At 66.7% G+C, this 22,026-nt stretch carries 20 protein-coding genes and 1 tRNA gene; 12 read left to right on the top strand and 9 right to left on the bottom strand.

Features of this window, described 5'->3' with window-relative positions:
* Window positions 1-177: 177 nt before the first annotated feature.
* Complete coding sequence (locus G9V96_RS03820; RefSeq protein WP_168581850.1) at window positions 178-957, bottom strand: 4'-phosphopantetheinyl transferase family protein; 780 nt, start codon at window positions 955-957, stop codon at window positions 178-180.
* A gap of 209 nt (window positions 958-1,166) precedes the next feature.
* On the opposite strand from G9V96_RS03820, the gene G9V96_RS03815 reads away from it, so the two are divergent.
* Both G9V96_RS03815 and G9V96_RS03810 read left to right on the top strand, forming a co-directional pair.
* Window positions 1,167-2,030 (top strand): hypothetical protein, encoded by an 864-nt coding sequence (locus tag G9V96_RS03815; protein WP_168581849.1) that lies wholly within the window; start codon window positions 1,167-1,169, stop codon window positions 2,028-2,030.
* A 344-nt stretch (window positions 2,031-2,374) separates the two neighbouring features.
* Entirely contained in the window at window positions 2,375-2,728 is a 354-nt protein-coding gene (locus tag G9V96_RS03810) for a VOC family protein (RefSeq protein ID WP_168581848.1), read from the top strand.
* 160 nt (window positions 2,729-2,888) lie between these two features.
* On the opposite strand, the gene G9V96_RS03805 is transcribed toward G9V96_RS03810, so the two are convergent.
* Together G9V96_RS03805 and G9V96_RS03800 are read right to left on the bottom strand one after the other, a co-directional pair.
* On the bottom strand, window positions 2,889-3,164 hold the full coding sequence (locus tag G9V96_RS03805) for a hypothetical protein (RefSeq protein WP_168581847.1): 276 nt from the start codon (window positions 3,162-3,164) through the stop codon (window positions 2,889-2,891).
* Window positions 3,165-3,428: 264 nt separating this feature from the next.
* Window positions 3,429-3,504: transfer RNA gene (locus G9V96_RS03800), tRNA-Arg, on the bottom strand.
* 149 nt (window positions 3,505-3,653) lie between these two features.
* Here G9V96_RS03800 and G9V96_RS03795 point away from each other — a divergent pair.
* A complete protein-coding gene (locus tag G9V96_RS03795) occupies window positions 3,654-4,535 on the top strand; it encodes an aminodeoxychorismate lyase (protein ID WP_168581846.1) in 882 nt (293 codons plus the stop codon).
* An 18-nt stretch (window positions 4,536-4,553) separates the two neighbouring features.
* On the opposite strand, the gene G9V96_RS03790 is transcribed toward G9V96_RS03795, so the two are convergent.
* Window positions 4,554-4,784 (bottom strand): hypothetical protein, encoded by a 231-nt coding sequence (locus G9V96_RS03790; protein ID WP_168581845.1) that lies wholly within the window; start codon window positions 4,782-4,784, stop codon window positions 4,554-4,556.
* 238 nt (window positions 4,785-5,022) lie between these two features.
* Between G9V96_RS03790 and G9V96_RS03785 the strand changes: the two genes are divergently transcribed.
* The 4 genes from G9V96_RS03785 (at window position 5,023) to G9V96_RS03770 (ending at window position 10,003) form a co-directional block, all read left to right on the top strand.
* Window positions 5,023-6,726 carry a GTPase family protein gene (locus tag G9V96_RS03785; RefSeq protein ID WP_168581844.1) on the top strand — a complete coding sequence of 568 codons (1,704 nt, stop codon included), beginning with the start codon at window positions 5,023-5,025 and terminating at the stop codon, window positions 6,724-6,726.
* The gene (locus tag G9V96_RS03780) at window positions 6,723-8,402 is read left to right on the top strand and encodes a GTPase (protein WP_168581843.1); all 1,680 of its coding nucleotides are present in this window, start codon (window positions 6,723-6,725) and stop codon (window positions 8,400-8,402) included. The genes G9V96_RS03785 and G9V96_RS03780 overlap by 4 nt, the downstream gene beginning before the upstream one ends.
* A gap of 66 nt (window positions 8,403-8,468) precedes the next feature.
* On the top strand, window positions 8,469-9,101 hold the full coding sequence (locus G9V96_RS03775) for a nucleoside/nucleotide kinase family protein (protein ID WP_168583826.1): 633 nt from the start codon (window positions 8,469-8,471) through the stop codon (window positions 9,099-9,101).
* Window positions 9,102-9,484: 383 nt separating this feature from the next.
* On the top strand, window positions 9,485-10,003 hold the full coding sequence (locus G9V96_RS03770) for a helix-turn-helix domain-containing protein (protein ID WP_168581842.1): 519 nt from the start codon (window positions 9,485-9,487) through the stop codon (window positions 10,001-10,003).
* 809 nt (window positions 10,004-10,812) lie between these two features.
* Here the strand turns inward: G9V96_RS03770 and G9V96_RS03765 are convergent.
* The gene (locus G9V96_RS03765) at window positions 10,813-11,139 is read right to left on the bottom strand and encodes a hypothetical protein (protein WP_168581841.1); all 327 of its coding nucleotides are present in this window, start codon (window positions 11,137-11,139) and stop codon (window positions 10,813-10,815) included.
* A 547-nt stretch (window positions 11,140-11,686) separates the two neighbouring features.
* On the opposite strand from G9V96_RS03765, the gene G9V96_RS03760 reads away from it, so the two are divergent.
* The 3 genes from G9V96_RS03760 to G9V96_RS03750 all read left to right on the top strand — a co-directional run bounded on the left by G9V96_RS03760 (window position 11,687) and on the right by G9V96_RS03750 (window position 15,939).
* Entirely contained in the window at window positions 11,687-12,253 is a 567-nt protein-coding gene (locus tag G9V96_RS03760; protein WP_168581840.1) for a single-stranded DNA-binding protein, read from the top strand.
* A gap of 91 nt (window positions 12,254-12,344) precedes the next feature.
* The gene (gene ettA / locus G9V96_RS03755) at window positions 12,345-14,027 is read left to right on the top strand and encodes an energy-dependent translational throttle protein EttA (RefSeq protein WP_168581839.1); all 1,683 of its coding nucleotides are present in this window, start codon (window positions 12,345-12,347) and stop codon (window positions 14,025-14,027) included.
* 169 nt (window positions 14,028-14,196) lie between these two features.
* The gene (locus G9V96_RS03750) at window positions 14,197-15,939 is read left to right on the top strand and encodes a pyruvate dehydrogenase (RefSeq protein ID WP_168581838.1); all 1,743 of its coding nucleotides are present in this window, start codon (window positions 14,197-14,199) and stop codon (window positions 15,937-15,939) included.
* Window positions 15,940-15,960: 21 nt separating this feature from the next.
* Here G9V96_RS03750 and G9V96_RS03745 read toward each other — a convergent pair whose 3' ends face one another.
* Window positions 15,961-16,896, bottom strand: coding sequence for an acyl-CoA thioesterase (locus G9V96_RS03745; RefSeq protein WP_404861428.1), 936 nt, complete (start codon window positions 16,894-16,896; stop codon window positions 15,961-15,963).
* Window positions 16,897-16,952: 56 nt separating this feature from the next.
* On the opposite strand from G9V96_RS03745, the gene G9V96_RS03740 reads away from it, so the two are divergent.
* Complete coding sequence (locus G9V96_RS03740; RefSeq protein WP_168581837.1) at window positions 16,953-17,423, top strand: acyl-CoA thioesterase; 471 nt, start codon at window positions 16,953-16,955, stop codon at window positions 17,421-17,423.
* On the top strand, window positions 17,420-18,046 hold the full coding sequence (locus G9V96_RS03735) for a hypothetical protein (protein WP_226913441.1): 627 nt from the start codon (window positions 17,420-17,422) through the stop codon (window positions 18,044-18,046). The genes G9V96_RS03740 and G9V96_RS03735 overlap by 4 nt, the downstream gene beginning before the upstream one ends.
* Here the strand turns inward: G9V96_RS03735 and G9V96_RS03730 are convergent.
* Genes G9V96_RS03730 through G9V96_RS03720 form a run of 3 tightly spaced genes read right to left on the bottom strand, consistent with a single transcriptional unit; the run spans window position 17,988 to window position 21,935 of the window.
* The gene (locus tag G9V96_RS03730; RefSeq protein WP_168581836.1) at window positions 17,988-19,418 is read right to left on the bottom strand and encodes an MFS transporter; all 1,431 of its coding nucleotides are present in this window, start codon (window positions 19,416-19,418) and stop codon (window positions 17,988-17,990) included. The two genes, G9V96_RS03735 and G9V96_RS03730, sit on opposite strands and share 59 nt — an antisense overlap.
* 4 nt (window positions 19,419-19,422) lie before the next feature.
* The gene (locus G9V96_RS03725) at window positions 19,423-20,208 is read right to left on the bottom strand and encodes a formate/nitrite transporter family protein (protein ID WP_168581835.1); all 786 of its coding nucleotides are present in this window, start codon (window positions 20,206-20,208) and stop codon (window positions 19,423-19,425) included.
* The gene (locus G9V96_RS03720) at window positions 20,205-21,935 is read right to left on the bottom strand and encodes a glycoside hydrolase family 13 protein (RefSeq protein ID WP_226913439.1); all 1,731 of its coding nucleotides are present in this window, start codon (window positions 21,933-21,935) and stop codon (window positions 20,205-20,207) included. Before G9V96_RS03720 ends, G9V96_RS03725 begins: the two co-directional genes overlap by 4 nt.
* Window positions 21,936-22,026: the final 91 nt, after the last annotated feature.

Genomic DNA, 22,026 nt, shown 5'->3' with positions numbered 1-22,026 from the left:
CAGTTGGAAGACGCAGCGAGCCACCCGGTGAGACAGGCCGGCTCAGGGGCTGAGCCGTGGAGTCGGCAACGTGTGTGCCAACCGCGGCGCCGACGCCGATCCTGGGCTGTGTAGTGCCGGGCCCGGGCGCCTAGTCAGTGAGTCGACCGCAGTCACCTCGGGGTAGTCGTGTTGGCGCTAGTCCGTTCGGTGCTCTGCGTCGCCGGTGCCCAGGAGCGTGAACTGAAGGTCGTCGGCCCGGCTGCGCGCGGTGGCGGTGTACAGGGTGAAGTGCAACTGGTCGCTGTCGCAGACGGCGACCGCGCCGGCGTAGGAGCCGGGTACGGGAACGTCGGCCATCACCAGATGCGGCCGGGTGACGTCGGGATCGTGCCACTCCACCAGGTGGGGTGGTTGATCTGGAGGCGTGACGCGCAACGACGTCGCCTCCACCCGCAGGCCGTGACCGGTTGCCTTGAGCGCCGCCTCTTTGCGGGTCCACCATGCCGCCTTGGCGGCGAGCCGGTCCGAGGGGGCGAACTCCGACAGTTCCGCTGCCTCGTCCGAAGTGAGTGCGGCAGCGGGGAAGCCAGCGAAGGCGGTGGCCGAATACTGCTCGACGTCGACCCCGACCGGCTGGGTTGAGACCGCCAGAAGCACCTGCTCACCCGCGTGCGAAACGTTGATGTGGGGTAGGTCCTGAGCTTGCCGGGAACCCGCCGGAAGCAACCGAGGCTTCCCGTGCTCGGCGCCGCAGAAGCCACAGCGTCGCTCGAAACGCTGTTCGCGGGCCGGGATGCCGGTGTGTGCCGCTAACACTCTGCGCATCAAGACGTGCGCCGTCAGGTAGCGGACGCGATCTTCGGGGCGGCGTAGGACTGCCAGTCGATCCCGCTCGACCGCGTCCAGGAGATCCTCGGTGCCGGGCAGCGAGCCGGAGGTGGCTCGGTAGACCTGTACCTCGGCTCGCCTGCTCACAGCCACCAGCCTAAGCAGCCGGGTCTGGGAGCGCGGGGTCGGTAAGGGAGGAACTCGCCTAGCCCACCACGCGTAACGGGCCATGCGAGAAGTGCTCGCCTCGGGTTAGGTGGCGTGCCGACAGCCAGGCGGGATGCACGGCTGTAACGACAGGCCCCAGTGCTCGATGTGACTGTACGGGGCGCGGGCCATTACTCAGGGGGAACAACATGGACGTCGGCGGGATCGTCGTTCTTGTCGTTTTTCTCATCTTGGCCACGGCGGGGGTGGTGTTTGCGGTTCGCGCGGTCCAGCAACACCGCACAGATCTGGCGAGGCTGACCCCGGAGGAGACATTGCTGCACCGGCAATGTGTCGAGGCCGACCGCGCGGTGAAGAAGGAAGGGCGTGCCCACCAGGCAGCGGTGCGGAAGGCAGAGAAAGATCTGAAGAACGCCCAGACGCCGCCCAAAATCGCCAAAGTGGGACCGCTGCACTGTGTGAGCGGCGCAGAGGTCACGTTGAACGGCAACACCTACCCGCTATGCCCGTCGGTGCAGGCGTACCTGGACGAGTCGGGAGACGTAACGGTCTACACCACGTCGCGCCGCACCATGACGCGGATGGTGGGTGGCGCGATGCTGGCAGGACCGGTGGGTCTGGTGGCCGGAGGAATCGCCAAGAAGTCGACGCATCACAAGGTCGACAATCGAGAGCTCTACCTCATGGTTATCGGACCGGACTGGTCCGAAGTTGCCAAGATCAACCCGGCGGAGGGTGTAGAGGCACGTCGACTCATGCTCGCGATCAATACGGCTGCCGCCAACTGCGAAGCATTCGCGATCCAGCAGGCCGAGAACGTGGCCGCGTTGAGCCTGGCGCTGGAAGAAGCACGGGCAGACACCGCTCGCCTTGAGGGCGCCCGAGCCACGCGCGCGGCGCTGGGGGAGGACCCGCTGAAACGTGTGAAAGCAGGCCGAAAAGAAGTGAGTCAACCCGACGCGCAACCCAAGGGCGGGCTGCTGCCTCTCGGGGAGCACCTATCGCTCGACACACCTGATGGGAAAACGCCGCAGGACCGTAGACGGCGTTAGCGCAAGCCGGGGGCGCCTTGTTGTCTTTGCGCAGCGGTAACACCTCACCGGGAATTGGCGCGGAGTCCCTTGCAAGCGTTGGTGATTGAGTTCTGGCGCGGGCAAGAGAATTCGCATCGGGTACTGCGCTCTGCATCGCAGCGCTATGGATGCCCGGCAGGGTATAGCCGGTGGAGTGGGGCCGGGGAGTCGGTCGCGCAGGCGGCGCTACACGAGACACGACGAGCTTGGGTTGTCGTGTCGGCTGCAGGTCATCGGTCTGACTCGAGTGGCTCACTCACGACGAAGCCGCGCCCTAAACTTCGGCGGTCCGGCATGATGGCCGGATCGACGAAGGAGGAACCATGAGCGATCACGACGTCCGCATGATCCTGGTGAGCACTGAGGACCTGGACGAGTCCATCGCCTTCTACACCCAGACCCTCGGCATGACGCTGAAATTCCGCGACGGCAGCCACTTCGCCGCCATCGACGGCGGCTCTGTCACCATCGCGCTCGCGACCGCCATCGACCACCCCCTGCCGGGCAAGGTCGTCGTGGGTATCAAGACCGCCGATGTCGACGCCGCAGCCAAGGCCGTCGAAGCCGGCGGCGGCGCCATCGTCAAGGGCCCCTACGACGACGCCCACGAACGCCGCGCCGTCGTCTACGACAACCAGGGAAACGGCCTCGTGTTCTACAGCCCCCTCGCACGCTGAGCAAAGCGCTCATCCCTGCGGTGGCTGCGCCGCCCCATGGTGCAGTCACCGCAGGGTCACCCGGCCGTGACCAGTGATAGCGGGTGTGTGGAACACGCAGATGGCACCCGGTTCGCCGCGATGTCAGCAGCCGTCCGGATTGGTCCCCGGGCGGCGGGCCTCACCCATGCTCGAGCGGCTTGCGCCAGCGCCAGGGCAGCACCTCCCGCACCGCAGGCAGCCTGCGCCGTTTGAGTGCCCGGCGCCGCCGAAGCAAGGCGGTTGAGGTCCCGCCGATGAACCATCCGATCCGCCAGGCCCACGAGAGCGTCGACGTGGGTGGGTCGGCCTCGAGGGAGAAGTCGTGCGCCCGCGACATGAGGCCGGACAGGAACGCCTGATCGACCTCATCGGCTGTCGCGTCGCCGATCCGGCCTGGGGGCTGCGCCGAGGTCATCGCATGCTCATTCTGCGGCCCCAGTACGAGCGCACCGCCCCTGGAGCGGTACAGCGCGTCAAGGGTTCCGTCTGACTCAGCGTGGCTGATGAATGCCCTGGTGACGTGCCTGGCGGCCCGTTCTTTTGTTCCGCCGTTATTCCGCCTAGGTGCCCAGAACTGCCCGCTTTCGCCCATCACAGCTCATAACTCAGGTGGCGGTGGGGGGCGCGTGAACCATGAGTCGTAAACCTGTCCTGACCTAGGCAGGCAACAGTGGGATAGTGGCGCCCCCGGCAGGACTCGAACCTGCGACCTAGAGATTAGAAGGCTCTTGCTCTATCCGCTGAGCTACGAGGGCATGCGGGCCGTGCGGCCCGGCTTGAGTGTAGTGCTCAGACGGGCACTGCCGAGCAACCCGCCGTGTCACGCAGGCGCAGCGTCGCCAAGACCCAGGCAGAATCGCGTGCAGCGATAGAAGTCGCTGACAGCGCCACGAAGGAGACGCAGATGGCAGTCGTCCAACCGGTCGTCGGGGTGGTCGGTGCGGGAGTTGTCGATGCCCGCACCCCCGTCATCACCGCTGACGACCTCGGTTTCAGTCGCGGTGATGGCTGCTTCGACTCGCTGCGCGTGCTCATCGGTGACGACGGTGTCGCGCGAACCGAGGGGCTGGAGGCGCACCTGGCCCGCCTAGCCACCTCAGCCGATGCGCTCGGCATCGAATCACCGCCCACATATGCCTGGAGTGAACTCATCGAGGCGATGCTCGCCAGCCTGCACACCCCGGGGGAGGGCACCCTCAAACTCATCCTCACCCGTGGCCGCGAATGGCTGCCGCAGGCCGGTCCGACCGCACTGGTCGTCCTCACCTACCGGGGGCGCCCCAACGACGAAGCAGTGGCGCGCGCACGGCGCGGTGTTCGGGTCACAGCGTTGAGCAGTGGCCGCCCCAGCGACGCCTTCCTCGACGCGCCGTGGCTGCTCGGCGGGGTCAAGACCTTGTCGTATGCCATCAACGTCGCCGCGCAACGCGAAGCGCGAGCCCGGGGCGCCGACGATGTGCTCTTCATCAGCACCGACGGATACGCCCTGGACGGCCCCACCTCCGGCTTCCTCGCCGTGCTCGACGAAGCCCTGCTGACCACGCCAACCGAAGGAACCGGGATCCTCGCCTCCACCACCGTGCAGCGGATTCTGGCTGCAGCCCGCGCCGACGGAATGCCCGCCCGCGAAGAGCTCATACCCGTATCCGAACTGAGCAGGGCGCGCGGTGCCTGGCTCGTCTCCTCCAGCAGAGGGCCGGCCCCCATCACCGAACTCGACGGACGCCAACTAGCCCTCGACCCAGCCCTGACGCAGCGAATCGCCCGCTACGCCGGCTTCGCCTGACAGGTGCCGCGCGCCGGTTCAGCCGCGCAGAAAACCCGCCTGCCGCAAGAGCTGCTCGGCGTAGGGGTTACATGTGCCATCGCGGAGGTAGCGGGCGCGCTCGGCGAACAACCACGCTTGCGGGTTCGTCCGGCGCAACAGCCCGATCACTGCGACACCCTGTCGGGCGGCTGCTTGCACCACCGGGTCCTCGCTTATCTGGCCGGTTCCCATCTCGGGGGCCTGGGGGGTGCTCGTGCTGGTGGTCATCTCGGATCCCTCTGTCAGTGCGGTTCGCCGTCCTGGCTACGGGCATGTTCGGCCCGCCCCGCCTCATTCCTATCGTCGCGGCGCCTGCAGGGTTGAGCCGGTTGCTGTCCTCACCGCGGCGTAGTTGGTCACACGGCCCTTATCAGTGCAGGTAGCTCCGTCGTCGCCGGGCAGCAACGGCCTCTGCATGCCGGTAACGTTGGCTGCGACCCACCCCCAGGAAGAGAAGGAACATCCGGTGAGCGAAACCGCCGAGGCCAGCGAGCTACTTGAGGCGGTGCGCGGTCTGCGCGACACCGTCCAGAGCGCCAAGCTGCCCCTGGAGGTCGCCGAGGTAGAGCAGGCGCGGCGAGCCCGCGACGAGATGCTCCACCAATTCGACGACTACATCCTTCCGCGTCTGACCAACCTCGACGCGCCCCTGTTGACTGTCGTGGGTGGATCCACGGGCGCAGGCAAGTCCACGTTGGTGAACACCTTGGCGCAGCGTGTCGTCAGCCGTAGCGGGGTGCTGCGTCCCACCACGCGCGCCTGCGTGCTCGTGCACCACGAAGACGATGCGCGCTGGTTCACCACGCCCCGGGTACTGCCCGGCCTGACCCGCGTCAGCGGTAACGAAGCCGACGACCCGTCCGCGCTGCGGCTCGCCCAGGCCGACGGACTGCCGCCGGGAATCGCGCTCCTGGACGCTCCAGACATCGACTCCGTCGTGGAATCCAACCGTGACCTGGCACGCCAACTGCTCGGTGCCGCCGACCTGTGGCTGTTCGTCACCACCGCCGCCCGCTACGCCGATGCCGTGCCCTGGCAGATGCTGCGCCAAGCTGTCGAGCGGGGCACCTCCGTGGCCATCGTGCTCGACCGGGTGCCTGAGGGCGCGAGCGAGGAGATCGCGGAGCACCTCGGCGGGATGCTCGTCGATGAAGGCCTCACCCACTCACCGGTGTTCACCCTGACCGAGACCCAACTGCTCGATACGGGCCTGCTGCCCGAATCACACGTCACCGATCTGCGGGACTGGCTGTCCAACCTCGGCGAAGACGCCCGGGCTCGCGGACTGCTCGTGCGCCGCACCTTGGGTGGGGCTCTGGACTCGCTGAGCCGTCGGGTCGAGTTGCTGGCAGAAGCGAGCTCGACCCAGGTGCAGACCGTGGAGCAGTTGCACGCCGTCAACGATGTCGCTTGGCGCGACGCCATCGACCGGGTGGCAGTCGGCATGAGTGACGGCACCCTGCTGCGCGGGGAAGTGCTCGCCCGCTGGCAGGAGTACGTCGGCACCGGAGAGTTTCTGCGCCAGTTGGAAGTCGGCTTCGGCCGGTTCCGAGACCGGGTCGCCGCAGCGCTGCGCGGGCGACCCGCCCCCACCACCGAACTGGGCGAGGCGCTGCAAAGCGGTGTCGCCGACCTCATCATCGCCAACGCCGGGGACGCCTCCCTGGAGGTAAACCGCAGGTGGAAGGCCGTTTCGGGTGGGGACCACCTCGTGCAGAGCCACCCCGAACTCGCCTCGCTGCGCCCGGGTTTTGAAGACGATGCGCACCGGCTCGTGCGTGATTGGCAAGAGGAACTCCTGCAGTTGGTGCGTTCCGAAGGTGGCGACCGACGTACCACCGCGCGGGTGCTTTCGATGGGAGTCAACGCTGTCGGTGTCGTGCTGATGCTGGTCGTCTTCAGCCACACCATGGGTTCCTTGGGCGGCGCGGAAGTCGGCATCGCCGGCGGTTCTGCGGTGGTAGCCCAACGCCTGCTGGAAGCGGTGTTCGGTGACCAAGCGGTGCGCACTCTTGCCGAGAAGGCGCGTCGCAGGCTCATCGAACTGGTGACGGAGTTGTATGACAGTGAGCGGGCACGGGCGCGGGAAGCCGTCGATGAAATCCAGATCGATGTCGAACAGCCGCGCGATCTGCTCGCTGCCGCCGAGGCCGTGAGGATGCAGCGATGATGCGCCGTCGTGATCGGCACGCCAAACCCAACGCGCCTTCTGCTGAGCAACTGCGCGGCGCCGTCGGTGGTCTCATCGGCGCTATCGACGCCGGTGGTTCGCAGTTGCCGGCCGATGAGGTCGCCGTTGCGGAGAAGGTCCTGAAGAAGGCCTCCGAACGGTTGGACATTGCCGGCGGCAATACGATCGTTGCCCTGGCCGGGGCCACCGGCAGCGGTAAGTCCAGCCTGTTCAACCGCATCGTCGGCTCCGCCGTGGCCACGGTAGGGATGCTGCGGCCCACGACGACGACGATCAGCTCGGCAGTCTGGGGCCAAGACCCGGCCACCGAACTGCTGGACTGGGTCGGTTCGGCCTCCCGCCACCGGGTGAGCCCACAGCGGGCAGAACGCTCCGGCGCCGCCGAAGATCTCGACGGTCTGGTGCTGCTCGACCTGCCCGATGTTGACTCTCACCGCACGGCCCACCGCGCCGAAGCCGACCGGGTGCTGGCTCTGACCGACGTCTTCTTGTGGGTAACCGACCCGCAGAAGTACGCCGACGGGATCCTGCACGAGGAGTACATCGCCAAAGCTCGAGCACACCAGGCAGTGACCCTGGTCGTGTTGAATCAGGCTGACCGGTTGAGCCCTGAAGACGCCCAAGCCTGTAAAGCGCACCTGCAGCAGTTGCTCGCCGCCGACGGGTTGCCCGGTACCGAAGTGTTGCTCGTCTCGGCCAAGACCGGGCTCGGCATGGACGAATTGCGTTCAGCGCTGGCTGCTGCCGCTCGTGCCGCCACCGCCGCCCGAGTGCGCCTGCTCGGCGATGTCGTACAACGCGCGGAAGCGCTGCGCACTCACGTGGCCGATTCCGAACCGCACGTGCAGGCCGACCCTGATCCGGACCTGGTGGCAGCGCTGGCTCGCACCGCCGGTGTGCCGGTCGTGCTCGCCAGCGTGGAGAAGGACTACCGGCGCCAGGCCGCGGCCCGCACCGGTTGGCCGTTCACGCGCTGGCTGCGTGGCGCGCGCCCAGACCCGCTGCGCCGGCTTCGACTTGATTCGGGCGGGAGCAAGAAACACAGCGGCGTCAACGACGCAGAACTGGGCGCAATGGTCGCCCGCTCATCCCTGCCGCAGGCCACGCCCGCGGCGCGTGCCGCGGTGACGACGTTGACCCGCCGGCTCGGGGTCAAAGCCAGTCAGGGGCTGCCGCCGCTGTGGGCCCAAGCCGTCGAACAGGCAGCCGGCCCAGAGGAAGACGACCTCGCGGACGCTCTCGACCAGGCCATCGTCGGTACCCCGCTGCGGGACCGCCGCCCGATGTGGTGGGCGGCTGTCGGGGTGCTGCAATGGGTGTTGGCGCTGGTTTCGCTGGCCGGTCTGCTGTGGCTGTTGTTGTTGTGGGGGATGTCTGCGCTGCAGATCCCGCTGCCCGAGACGCCCTTCTACTACGGGGTGCCAGCCCCCACCGGTCTGCTCTTCGGCGGTCTGGTGGCCGGTCTCGTGCTGGCTCTGCTGTGTGCGCCGCTGGCTGCGATCGGTGCCCGCAGACGCCGCTTGAAGATCGAGAAGCGGCTGCATTATGCGATCGCGGAAGTGGCCAAGAACCGCCTCCTGGCGCCGCAGCGGGAGATCTTGGAGCGTCACCGCCAAACCCGCGAGCATCTCGACGCAGTTCGCAACAGCATCTGAGCTGCCCGCCGCCGGCCGTTGAGGCTGACGGGGCATCTCCTTGGGAGGACCGTGCACGCCGACGTGATGACGCAGGACGCCGTGATCGAGCGTGCCCGGGCGCTGGCGGTGCCCGGGCAACGGCACACCTTGGGTATTGCCGGGGCCCCCGGGGCGGGCAAATCGACGCTGGCAGAAGCCATCGTCGCCGCGTTGGCCCCGGCGGCCGTCCTGGTCCCCATGGACGGATACCACCTCGCCAACGACGAACTGGCCGCCCTGGGGCGAGGTGAACGCAAAGGCGCGATCGACACCTTCGACGACGCCGGGTACGCGGCGCTGCTGCGCCGCCTGGTGGATCAGCGGCGCGACGAAACCGTCTATGCGCCCCGGTTCGACCGCTCGCTCGAGGAGTCGCTGGCGGGCAGCATCCGCATCACCGCAGAGGTGCCGCTGGTCGTCACCGAAGGCAACTACCTGCTCAGCGACGTCGGTTGGTGGCCGGTGGCACGCGCCTGCCTGGATGAGTGCTGGTATCTGGATACCGACATCGATCTGCGGCATGCGTGGCTGGTTGCCCGGCACGAGGCGTACGGCAAAGACCCACAATCGGCTCGGCACTGGGCGTTGGTGCGGGACGAGGCGAACGCTCGCCTCATCCAATCGAGCGCACACCGCGCCGACCTGCGCGTGCGGCTGCCTCTCGACCCAGGACGGTAGCCGACCTTGCCGCGGCTGTCAGCTCCACCGTCGCGGCAGGACCGGAAAGCGGCGCCTCCGCGCGAGGGCACCCACTCAGCGGGACCGCTGACGCGGGTGGTCTTGTAGATTCCTGCCATGACCGCCCCATCTGATGTCAGCGGACGGGGTCCATTGTTTCCAGGGGAACTCCCCGCGATTTCACCCGGATCCCACCAGGTCCTGCAGCCAAGGACTTGGTGGCCTGGTGGTGGACCAGTGCGTGGGATCTGCCCTCGGGGCAACACTCATCGCAAGAGCTCCTGGCGTTCCCCGCGAGCAACCTCGCCTTCGAAAAGGAGCATGTGCGCTTCTGGGGCCCCACTACGCGACGCTCCACATAAGTCCTGATTGGGCAAGGCTGGGTGCTCGGCGCCCTGCTGCGCCCAGCAGCAGTGCCCGCGTTCACCCAGCAGCCGGCAGCCTGCCGCGATGGCTCTCTGCCTGTCGCCGCCCCCGAACTCCACGAAACAATTCAGAGATCAGATGGCAACCTCGCCGATGTCGTCGGCAAGGTCGAGAGTTGGCTGACAAGCCAAGTGGGTCCGCTGACCGGTGAGGCTCACCAAGCCAACCGCTTGGCCGATCTGGCCATAACAGACTCCACCATCGCCACCGTGCAGGACCTCGCGGGTGCCCTGGGGGTCTCGGCCAGGACGCTCAACCGCCTCACTACCAAATACGTAGGCCTGTCGCCCTACACCATGATCCGCCGCCGACGCCTCCAAGAAGCGACCGAATGGATCCGGGACCACCCGGATGAAGCATTGGCAGATATCGCATTCCGCTACGGCTTCGTCGACCAAGCACACCTGAGTCGTGAAGCACGCACCCTTCTCGGATTGACCCTCACGGACTACCGCTTGCGCACGACCAGGCCGTGACGATACCCACCTAGCCTCAATCAACGTATCCGGTCAGTACACCTAGCACCCCGACGCGACGACCCACCCGGTCATGCAAGGGGTGTGTCCGCATTTCCCGCCCAGATGGGTGTTAGTCCGCCTTTGTTCTTATCTGTAGACCCTTTCCCATACGGGCTTCCCCGTCTTGGAGTCAGTATTTAGGCGGATAATGTCAGGTTGCCTATGCCGATCTGGGTTCACATCTAGAGAATTAAGATTCTCCATGATGTGGATATGCGCAAGTGACCTAACATTCTCATTCTGGGAGTCCAGATCTGACTGCGTGTCGTGGTTCCACTGGTGGTTGAGTTCCACATATTCGGACCACAGGCGAAATGGGACAGATATCTCAAGAGTTCCCTCACCTGCCGGGTCCCACTGCAATTGACAGGCGTCCCGCTCGACTGAGAGCCTTACGGGACTTATGGATGCGAGATCCCAAAATACGCCCAGGAGTATGCTTTCTTCAGTAGGATTCATGGGCGTTGCCTGCGGTTAGGGAAGGCGCTGCTGCCTCTGGGAAGGGTGCAATCAGCGAGGGGAAGATGATTGGTGTGATTGCCACGGCGGTGACTGAACTAAGGCGCATTGGTGAGTTGCCTCTCGGTTGATTCGCTAATCACCCCCGATGATGGAGTGACGTTTGGCAGGTTAACCTGGGCGCCAGACGTGAAAATAATAATCGGTAACAGAATAAGTGTCTAGTCACGTATGTGTTAGATGAGCGCTATGCCTCGGCCCCCTGGTCATCAAGCGGTGCGTCCGGTCAGGTGGTGGCGACTTATCTCCTATGGCATGCGGTGCGGGTGGGTCAGTTCGGGGCGGTCCGGACGACGACGGGCACGGGAGCATCCGGCAGAACATCGTTCGTCGTCGTGGAGCTCGTGGCCGGCTGTGACGGTGTGGTCGGTGCGTTCGTTCAGGAACCATGCGAGCAGCAGAGCCGATAGCGCCGATAGAGCCAGCAGCACCGTGATGAGCGTCCACACCCAGCGGGGCACGACGGGCACGGGCACCTCGACGCGCTCGACGCGAGTCTCGATCTGGGGAGGCGCGGACTCGATCATGCGGATCGTGTTCTGAGCCGTCGCCAGGTGCGCCGTGATGGCTTGCACCTCACGCTCGACGGCGAGGCGCAGCCCCGTTCCCTCTCGACCTCCACGCGGAGGCGGCGACCTCTTCCGCGACGGCAAGGGCCGGCTGTTGTGGGTCTTGCTCGGGGCAGTCATCGGAGGCGACGTGGTCCAGCATCCCCAGGGAAACGAGGGTGGCAATCGGGATGCTCCATGCCCCGTTCGCGTATACGTGGCTCCGTGATCGCGCAGTTCTTCTCGACGGCGGCGCAGCGTCGAGACAGACAACCCGGTCAGCCGGGACGCTTCACTCATGCTCACGGGCCGGGGGGGCGCAGACGGCATGACCCGATCATGCCGCCCCGCATCGAGGCACGGCGCCAGCCAGAACCGCCCGGGTGGTGCTGTCCCCTCAGGCCAGGGACGCCTCGGCCTCGGTGGGGACCAGAGCCGCGCGGGTGGTGCTGTCCACCGGTGGCGGCCCTGCCCGGTTTCGGTCCACAGCTGCGCAACGTGCGGTAGGCCAACCGGGAGCGCACGGCAGGGTGGGTCCGTGTCCGCGCCGCGGCACGCCCACGAAGGAGCCACGATGAATGAACCTGAAGTAACGCTTCGCGGTTATGCGGTGGAGGATCCGGTCCGCCGCCTGATGCGATCTGGGGACTGGTTTACCAGCTTCCGTTTCGCCTCCACACCGCGCCGCTATGACTCCGGCACCGGCAAGTACCTGGACGGTGAGACCCTCTTCGCCACCGTCTCGGCCTTTCGCGGACTGCGACGCGGCGTCGAAGAATCCGTGCGCAAGGGGCAACCCCTCGTGGTGCACGGCCGACTACGGGTACGGACGTGGAGTCGCGGCGAACGACGCGGCCAGGAAGTGGACATCGACGCACTCAGCCTCGGCCACGACCTCAGCCAGGGAAGTGCGCAGTTCCGGCGTCACGACCGCGCCGAATCGCAGGGTGGGCTGGGGGAGAGCCTCAGGCGCCCCCCTGGCGGATACGGGAGCGCCACCGCGGGTGAGGGCGAAAGCAACAGCGACCGGAGAACCTTCCGCGGCCGGGGCGCGCCAGCCTCTCCTCGGCGCGCAGCAGCTCCGGTCAAGCCCATCGATCCGGGCGACGCCGACACTGATCCCTACCTCGTCTCGTCCTGAAACCCCGGGTTCGGGGGCGCCGACGGACCTGCGCGGACCTCGTGGTGGGCGCGATTCGGCGACGGAGGCGCGGGCCGATAACCTTCCGACCATGGCCGAGTTCATTTACACCATGACTAAGGCGCGCAAAGCCGTCGGGGACAAGCTCATCCTCGACGACGTGTCGATGTCCTTCTATCCCGGAGCCAAGATCGGCGTCGTCGGGCCCAACGGCGCAGGTAAGTCGACGATCCTGAAGATCATGGCAGGGCTCGACCAGCCCTCCAACGGTGAGGCACGTCTCTCGCCGGGCTACAGCGTGGGGATCTTGCTGCAGGAGCCGCCGCTCACCGAAGACAAGACCGTTCTCGGCAACGTCGAGGAGGGTCTGGGCGAGATCAAGAACAAGGTCGACCGGTTCAACGCCATCTCTGCCGAGATGGGCGAGCCGGACGCCGACTTCGACGCCCTGATGGAAGAGATGGGCAAGCTCCAGGAGGAGATCGACCACGCAGATGCGTGGGACCTGGACTCCCAGCTCGAGCAGGCGATGGACGCGCTGCGCTGCCCCCCGGGCGATGCCGACGTGACCGTCCTTTCCGGTGGAGAGCGACGCCGCGTCGCCCTGTGCAAGCTGCTGCTGAGCAAGCCCGACCTGCTCCTGCTTGACGAGCCCACCAACCACCTGGACGCCGAGAGCGTGCTGTGGCTGGAGCAGCACCTGGCCAACTACCCCGGCACCGTGCTGGCCGTGACCCACGATCGGTACTTCCTGGACAACGTCGCAGGCTGGATCGCCGAGGTCGACCGCGGACGGCTATACCCCTACGAAGGCAACTACTCCACCTACCTGGAGAAGAAGTCCGCGCGTCTGCAGGTCCAAGGCAAGAAGGACGCCAAGCTCGCCAAGCGCCTCAAGGACGAACTTGAATGGGTGCGTTCCAACGCCAAGGGCCGCCAGGCCAAGTCCAAGTCGCGCCTGGCGCGATACGAAGAGATGGCCGAAGAAGCCGAGCGGACCCGCAAACTCGACTTCGAAGAGATCCAGATTCCGCCGGGCCCGCGCCTGGGGAGCACGGTCATCGAGGTCAAAGACCTGAAGAAGGGCTTCGGCGATCGCGTCCTCATCGACAACCTCAGCTTCACGCTGCCTCGTAACGGCATCGTCGGTGTGATCGGCCCCAACGGTGTCGGTAAGACGACACTGTTCAAGACCATCGTCGGTCTGGAAGAGCCCGACTCCGGCATGGTCCGGGTCGGGGAGACGGTCAAGATCAGTTACGTCGACCAGACTCGTGAAGGGTTGGACCCGAACAAGACCCTGTGGGAGGTCGTCTCCGACGGTCTGGACCACATCCAGGTCGGCCACGTGGAGATTCCGAGCCGCGCCTACGTCAGCCAGTTCGGTTTCAAGGGCCCGGATCAGCAGAAGCGGGCCGGGATCCTCTCCGGTGGGGAGCGAAACCGTCTCAACCTCGCGTTGACGCTGAAGCAGGGCGGAAACCTGCTGCTGCTGGATGAGCCCACCAACGACCTCGACGTGGAGACGCTGGGCAGCCTGGAGAACGCGCTGCTGGACTTCCCCGGCTGCGCCGTGGTCATCAGCCACGACCGGTGGTTCCTGGACCGCGTGGCCACGCACATCCTGGCCTATGAAGGCACCGCGGAGAACCCGTCCGCCTGGTACTGGTTCGAGGGCAACTTCGAGTCCTACGAGAAGAACAAGGTGGAGCGCCTAGGCGCCGATGCGGCCCGCCCGCACCGCGTCACCTATCGCAAACTCACCCGGGACTGAGCTGCACATTTGACACGCACCTGCCGGGGCCGGTTCATCGGCCCCGGCAGGTGTTTTTGGGTAGCGGCCTGGTCGAGTGTCGATGGGGGCGGATTGAAGTTTGGGGGGCTGTGGGTATAGGCCTGGAGGTGAGGGCAGCTAGCCCTCACCGAGCTTGAACGGAGCTGAGATGGCGAAAAAAACTGTCGCTGACCAGATGATCGCCCACCTGAGAAGCCTGGGTGTGGAGCGGATCTACGGTCTGGTGGGAGACAGCCTGAATCCCGTCACCGACGCGATTCACCGGGACGGGAACATCGAATGGGTTGCCGTCCATCACGAAGAATCCGCCGCCTTCGCCGCGGCAGCCGAATCCCGGTTGACCGGCCGACTCGCGGTATGCGCGGGAAGCTGCGGCCCCGGCAACCTGCACTTGCTCCAAGGGGTGTACGACGCGCACCGCAGTGGGGCCAAAGTGTTGGTCCTTGCCTCCCACATCCCCTCGCCGCAGATCGGCACCTCGTTCTTCCAGGAGACCCACCCGTTGTCGCTCTTCGCGGAGTGCAGCCACTACGCGGAGATGATGTACAGCCCGCGCCAAGCTGCGCGGGTGCTGCACAACGCCACCCAGACGGCGATCGCTTCGAACGGTGTGGGCGTTGTGGTGTTCCCCGGCGACCTCGTCGAAGAAGAGGCAGTCGACGTCCCCGCGTTGGGTGCGGTCTCCACGCACCCGCCGGTGCACGTGCCTGACGAGTCCCAGATCGCGCTCCTGGCCGATCTGCTCAACGAATCCGAGAAGGTGACCCTCTTCGTCGGCGCAGGTGTGCGCGGATCACACGATGCGGTGATGGCCCTGGCCGAGCGGCTGCAGGCGCCGGTCGGTCACGCGCTCGGCGGTAAGGAATGGATCCAGTACGACAATCCCTACGACGTCGGGATGAGCGGCCTGCTGGGCTACGGCGCTGCTTATGACGCGATGCACGAGGCAGACCTGCTGCTGCTCATCGGAACCGACTTCCCGTATGACCAGTTCCTCCCGGCGAAGAACGTCAAGATCGTCCAGATCGACCGGTACGGCGACCGCCTGGGGCGCCGGGCGAAACTCGACCTGGCCATCGAAGGGGACGCGCGGCCGAGCATCGAGGCGTTGTTGCCGCGTCTACGCGAACGTAGTGATCGCTCCTTCCTGAACTCGATGCTCACCAAGAACGCCGAATCGTTGGAGAAGGTCGTCGAGGCCTACACCCACAATGTGGAGAACCACACCCCGATCCACCCCGAGTACGTCGCCTCGGTCCTGGATGAGATGGCCGACGACGACGCGATCTTCACCGTCGACACCGGCATGTGCAATGTCTGGGCGGCTCGCTACCTCACGCCCAACGGCAGGCGTCGCGTCCTGGGCTCGTGGCACCACGGCACGATGGCCAATGCCCTGCCGCACGCGATCGGGGCGGCAAGCGCGGCGCCCGACCGCCAGGTCATCAGCATGTCCGGCGACGGCGGCCTGACGATGCTGCTGGGCGAGTTGCTCACCGTGGCCAGGCATGACCTGCCGGTCAAAATTGTGGCGTTCAACAATTCATCACTGGGCATGGTCAAGCTCGAGATGCTTGTTGCCGGCCTGCCCGAGCACGGCACCTCGACCCCGGATGTCAACCTGGCCGCGATCGCTGCCGCGGCCGGAATCCCGGCGACCCGAGTGGAACACCCGAGCCAGCTCAAGGGCGCTCTGGAAAAGGCCTTCGCAGCAAAGGGCCCTTACCTGCTGGATGTCGTCACCGACCCGAACGCACTGTCGATCCCACCGCACATCACGCTGGAACAGGTGGGCGGCTTCGCTCAGGCCTCCGTGCGCACGGTGCTCGAGGGAGGCGTCGGCCGGATGATCGATCTCGCGCGGGCGAACCTGCGCAACATCCCCCGCTGAGCACCGTGCAGGCGGGCGTGCTCACTCCTTGAGGCGGAGCATGCCCTCCTGCGCCACGCTCGCTACGAGCATCCCGTCTTCGCTGAACATCTGCCCTAGGCCCAGCGCCCGCCCGGATTGAGCCGAGGGCGAGGCCTGGGTGTAGAGGATCCACTCGTCCGCGCGCGCCGGACGGTGGAACCACATTGCGTGATCAAGACTGGCGGCCCGTAGCCGCGGGTCGGCCCAGGCCAGCCGATGCCGACGCAACGCCGCTTCTAGCAGGGTGTAGTCGGAGGCATAGGCCAGTACCGCCGCGTGCAGCAGCGGATCGTCCTCGGGGATGGTGCCCAGCGCACGCAGCCATACGCTCTGGTTGGGCGAGGGCTGCCGCCTGGGTTTTGCGTACAGGCTGCCCTGGCAATGACGGATATCGATCGGGCGAGTCCGAGCGGTGTAGGCGGTCTCGGGTCGATCACCCAGCGAGACCAGGTCCTCGGCTCCCGAGGGCAGGGTCTCCGGGTCGGGCACCGCAGGCATGTCGGCGTGATGGTCGATTCCGCCTGCGGGGACCTGGAACGAAAAGATCATCGACAGGATGGCCTTGCCGTTCTGTATAGCGTGGACCCGGCGCGCCGAGAAGGAGCTTCCGTCGCGGAGACGCTCCACGACGAACGAGGTCTGGGTGTCGGGATCTCCCGGACGCAGGAAGTACCCGTGCAGAGAGTGGATGAGCCGGGGCGGACCGTCCAACGCCGCCACCGTGCGGCCGGCGGCGATGACCGCCTGGGCGACGACCTGGCCGCCGAAGACCCGTCCGTGCGGTTGAGGTTGGTTGCGGCCGAGGAAGACATCGTCGACGTCGCTGGGAACCCCACCTGTGAGGCTGGAGGCCTTCGAATGCGAAACATGCTGCAGGTCAAGAACATCCAGCAGGTCGGTAAGCGGATCGAAATCGTCCGGGGGAAGCGTGATCACCCCAGGAAGGTTACTCGGCGACAGAGCCCGGCAGCGCCCCTGGCAGGATGGCGGACATGAGCACGCCTGCGCCCTACACCGTCGAGATTCCGCTTCGTTGGTCGGACATGGACGCCTACGCCCACGTGAACAACGTTCAGTTCCTGCGGCTCCTGGAGGATGCGCGGGTAATCGGACTCGATGAGTGGTTCGGCGATTCGCGCTTGCTCGACCGAGGCGTGCTGGTGCTGCGCCATGAGATCGACTACCTGCGTCCGTTGGTGTTCCGGCCTGCGCCGGTGGCTGTGGACATGTGGGTCACCCAGATCGGCACGGCCAGTTTCGACCTCGGCTATACGATCCGCGACCCGGAGCAGGTGGGCACGACCTGCTACGCCCGCGCGGAGACGACGCTGGCTGCTTTCGACATCGCCGGTGGCCACCCTCGCCGTCTCAGCACGGAAGAGGTCGTCGTCCTGGCCGGGAGAAAACATCAGCCGCCACCGATGCGTAGCCGGACGCGGCGGGCGGAAGTGGGGACCAGATGAGTATCGGTGACAGCCAGCTGATGCTGTGCGACGCGCAGGACGTCGCCGACCTGACAACTTTCCTGTCGCGCGCCCGACTGTTGGATCCGCGGGCCGTGCGGTTGCAGGCCGTCGGTGAGGTCCTCGCGATGACCGTGTGCGCGTTGGAGGGCACCGGGTTGCTCGGGGGCGGGACAGTTCTGGGGATGCGGGCCTTTGGGCTGCTCCAGCCCGCCTGGGTGGACACCGTCGTGGCTTTGGAAGCGATGGCCGACAGGTTGGCCCGCATGCAGCGCGAGAACTCAGCGGTGTTGTCCGTCCCACCCGTTTCCATCGTGGTGCCGTGGGCTGGGCAGGCCCCGCCGCGCTCAGGGTGGGAGCCCGCGAACGGGATCGCAGCAGAAGAACTGCGGGAGTGCGCTCGGGCCGGCATCGAAGCGTTAGCCGGGCAGCCGGCCGGCCTGCGCGATCCGGAACGGGTGTGGCGAGCCCCGGTGCCCGGGCACCCCGGGCTACCGGCAGGTGCTGCGTTCGCGGCTCACACGCTGGGGTTCCTGCCCGCAGCAGTAGAACGGGCCGAGGTGTTCACCCACGGGCGTTGGCAGCGGGTGGCGACCCCCGCCGGACAGGTGCTCGTTCACTGAGGCGCAGACTGGCCACCACGGCCAGCGCCGCGACCAGGGTCATCAGCAGCCACTGCACGGCGAAAACCTCGGGACGGTCCGCATCTGCTCGACCCCAGGTGGCGAAGACCGCTGAGGTCAGCGCGATGCCGAGCATGCTGCCCAGGACGTCCGAGAGTTGCAGGGCCGAAGAGGCCTCGGCGTGTTGGGCCCTGGGTGCCAACTGCAGGGTGAGCACCGAGGAGCTGGCCGTGGCCAGTCCCATCCCCAGCCCCACCACTGTCGTGGCCAGCACGAAGACGAACACCGGCGCGTGGGTCACCATGACAATCGCGTAGGACAGGGTGCCCACGGTGGCGCACATCGCGCCGAGCGCCATGAACCTGCGGTGTCGGCCGGCAAAGGCAGGTCTGCCCTGCAGGTACGCTCCACCTGCCCAGCCGATGGACGCCAGCGCCAGTAGCGCCCCGGCAGCATCCAGGCCGAAGCCCCGCTGGTGGACGAGCATCAGCGGGATGAAGGTGACCGAGCCGTTGAAAGCCGCCGTCATCAGTCCCCGCGCGACCGTCACCGACGGCAGACCCCGAGCCAGCCGCAGCGCTCCCGGCGGCAGAAGGCGGGGAACGGCGATGGCTAATAACACTGCTCCGATCAACCCGAACACGACCGGGGTGCGCTGCGAGGAGGTGAGTTGGGTGCCCGACCACTGCACCAGACCCCCACCCAGCGCGATCGTCAATCCCAGTACGAGCGCCCGCCGCGCCCGTTCCCGGCTGCCGGCCGGGGGCGCAGGTGGACGATGGCCGAGTCGTTGCCGGTAGCGGGCCAGCGCCAGCATGGTCAGGGCGACCGCAGGGACCATGAGCAGGAAAACCGAACGCCAGGTCAGCCACGCTGTCAGACGGGCAGCGACGACGGGCCCGATGATCGAAGGCAACACCCAAGCCGCCGAGATCCAACTGAACACCGCCGGCCGTAATCGGGGTTCGTAGACAGCGCCGATGACGACGTAGATGGCCACGATGACCAGCCCGGCTCCTGCCCCGGCAACGAGTCGGCCTAGCAGGAGCACGGAGAATGTCGGCGCCAGACCGCACAACAGTGAACCGCCGGCGAAGAGCACCTGGCCGCCCCACAGCGCCGGCATCGGGCCGGAACGGCCGATCCAGGGGTCGGCTACGACGATGCCGAGCAACTGGGTGGTGAACAGGAACGAGAACGCCAGCCCGTAGTCGCCTCCAGCGTTCAGGGCGTGCGCGACGCGCGGCATGACCGTGGAGATCGCCAACGCTTCGAAAGCGATGATCGTCACCAGCGCCACCAACGTGATCGTCACGCCCCGGTAGCTGGGTGAGAGCACGCCGATCGGCTTAGCGGGTGCAGCCGAGCTCATCAGCTCACGTTTCCTTCAACTCGCTGGAGCGCAGGATGCGGGGCAGGGTGATGAAGGCCAGGCCGCCGAGCATGTTGAGGGCCGCCACCCACCACACCCAGCCCAGCCAGTCGAGGTAGCTCAGCTCGGAGGCGCCGCTGATCAGCGCCCCGAAGATGAGCAGGGTGTCCAATACGGAGTGGAACAGCGACATCCCGGCCAGCAGATAGGCACCGCCGACCGCCGCCGCGACTCCAGCGATGTCGCTTTCGGCGCCGGCCTGCATCCTGGTCATCAACGTGATGCCGGCCCCGGCCAGTACCGCCAAGCTCGCCGAGCGCAGCCCGAACGGGGTGTCGACGAACCCGTGCGCCAAGGTGGCCAAGGTGGCATGTAGTTCGGGGAATGCCTGCACGATGAGCCACATCGTGACCCACCCCCCGAACAGGTTCATCACGAAGGTGGTGCCCCACAGCCGTAAGAGCTGCCCGAGGCTGCCTTCGCCATAGAACACGCCCATGATCGGGTAGAAGAAGCCCTCGGTGAACAGTTCGGAGTGGGCCAGGAAGAGCGCGATGAAGCCGATGGAGAAGGCCAGCGCTGCGAGCAGATGGCTGCCCGTCTCCTCCAGGGTGAACACGAACGCCAGCACACCGAAGCTGATCTCGACCCCGCCGAGAAAGCCGGTACTGACCAGGACACGCCACGAGCGGGTCAGTCGTTCGTTGCCCTCTTGGATGCTGGCGTCGTGAGAGTTCTGAACCTCTTCTTCGACGCGGTCCTGCGTCGTTCCATTCCGCGGGTCGGTCACGCTTCATTCTGCACGGCCAGCCACGCCGCGCTGTCGCTGGGTAGCGCGCCCTGGACCAGCTCGGCGCTGCTGAGCAGGACTTCACCTTCGGGCAACGCGACCGGGCTGTCGCTGAAGTTGACGATGACTGCGGTGCGTCGCCCGTCCGGGGCCACGTTGAGAGCGTGCAGCACGTCCTCATCACTGGGCAGCCAACCGAAACCGCCGACGCTCATAGCGCGTTCCTGGCGCATGCTCAACAACCGCCGGTACAGCTCCAGGGTCGACCCGTCGACCCCCTGCTGCTGATCGACGGCCAACGCCGGGTACGAGTCCGGTTGCGGCAGCCAGGTGCGCCCGGTGTCGTTGAACCCGCCAGCCGGGGCCTGGCCCTGCCACGGCATCGGGATACGGCACCCGTCGCGGCCCGTCTCGGTGCCACCCGAGCGGTGCCAGGTGGGATCCTGGCGCGCCTCATCGGGCAGCGTGGTGTGATCCGGCAGGCCCAACTCTTCGCCTTGGTAGAGGTAGGCCGAACCAGGCAGCGCCAACATGAGGGTGGTTGCGGCGCGCGCCCGGCGCAGCCCGAGGGCCTCGTCCGGTTGCGGGTCCTGCGCGCGCAGACCGCGAGGCCGGGGCAGATCGGTCGGCAGCCCGAGCCAAGTGGCGTGCCTGGCGATGTCGTGGTTGGACAGCACCCAGGTGGTCGGTGCCCCGACGGTGTCGCTGAGCTGCAGCGACTCAGTGATCGAGGACCGCAGATCAGCAGCTCGCCAGGGAGTCTGCAGGAAGTGGAAGTTGAACGCCTGATGCATCTCGTCGGGGCGGACGTAGCGCACCACTCGTTCCAGCGGTTCCACCCAGGCTTCGGCGACCAGGATCCGGTCGGCGTTCGGGTCATGCTCGGGCGAGGCAGGCGGGTTGTACTCGTCGCACACGTTGCGCCAGTCGCGGTAGATCGCGTGCACTCCGTCCTGGTCCCACATCGGTGCCGCGCAGGTGGGGGGCGCCTGCGGACCTTGCGAGGCGGGCTCGTCCCAGTCGGGCAACCCTTCGGCCTTGATGAGGCCGTGCGCGACGTCCACCCGGAAGCCGTCGACGCCGCGATCGAGCCAGAACCGCAGGATGCTGCGGAACTCTTCCCGGACCTGCGGGTGGTCCCAGTTCAGGTCGGGTTGACCGGAGTCGAACAGGTTGAGGTACCACTGCCCGGGGCGCTCGGCGGTGCCGACCTCGGCCTGGGTCCATGCCGAACCGGTGAACACCGATTCCCAATTGTTGGGCGGTTCGTTGCCGAGTTCGCCGCTGCCGTCCCGGAAGATGTATCGCTGACGTTCCGGGGAGCCCGGGCCTGCGGCCAAGGCCGCCTGAAACCATGGGTGGGCCCGGGAGGTGTGGTTCGGGACGAGGTCGACAATCACCTTCAGACCGAGTCCATGAGCGCGTTCGAGCAGCGCATCGGCGTCGGCGAGGGTTCCGAAGATCGGGTCGATGTCGCGGTAGTCGGCCACGTCATACCCGGCGTCGGCCATCGGGGACACGTAGAAAGGTGAGATCCACAACGCATCCACCCCGAGGTCGGCCAGGTAAGGCAACCGAGCGGTGATCCCGGGCAGGTCGCCGACGCCGTCGCCGTCGAAGTCGGCCCAGGAACGGGGGTACACCTGATAGATGACGGCGGTGCGCCACCAGGGCGCGGCAGTCTCGCTGGGGGAGTGGAACAGGTCGGGGGAGGTGCGTTGGTTCACCAGGCCAGTCTGGCAACCTACGACGGTAACGCCGACCGGCGCGCCGAGCCGCGCGTCCTCACTACGCCCCCTTTCCGCGAGCCGTCACTTT

It is taken from the genome of Gephyromycinifex aptenodytis (genome assembly GCF_012277275.1).
Taxonomy (GTDB): Bacteria; Actinomycetota; Actinomycetes; order Actinomycetales; family Dermatophilaceae; genus Gephyromycinifex; species Gephyromycinifex aptenodytis.
This window is presented reverse-complemented; position numbering and strand designations above follow the sequence as displayed.